This is a genomic window from Gilliamella sp. B14448G11, assembly GCF_016101765.1.
In the GTDB taxonomy this organism is placed as follows: Bacteria; Pseudomonadota; Gammaproteobacteria; order Enterobacterales; family Orbaceae; genus Gilliamella; species Gilliamella apicola_N.
The window spans coordinates 1-276 of record NZ_JACFPX010000065.1 but is presented as its reverse complement, the minus strand read 5'-3'; the positions used below and the strand labels follow the sequence as shown (position 1 = coordinate 276).

1 protein-coding gene is annotated in these 276 nt (G+C 47.8%); it reads left to right on the top strand.

All coding sequences use genetic code 11. The annotated features are described in order from the left end of the window. Positions 1 to 276 (top strand): type VI secretion system Vgr family protein (locus tag H3S88_RS13200; RefSeq protein WP_198237287.1); only part of this gene is annotated, 276 nt, incomplete at both ends.

The following is a 276-nucleotide window of genomic DNA, read 5'->3' as shown; positions in this document are numbered from 1 at the left end:
GACAAGAGCACATCAAGTTAGCGACCGAATACGGTAAAACCCAGCTTAACATCGGGCATTTAGTTGACCAAAACAAAGAGCAGCGTGGTGAGGGATTTGAACTGCGCACCGATGAGTGGGGTGCGATTGCTGCCAATAAAGGCTTATACCTGACCAGTCAGATCGAGCCTAAGGCACAGGGTAAACAACTGGATATGCAAGGTGCCATTACCCAGCTTGAAAATGCGTTATCAATTGCCAAAGCATTGCAAAATGCAGCAACTGCCTCTGAAGCTC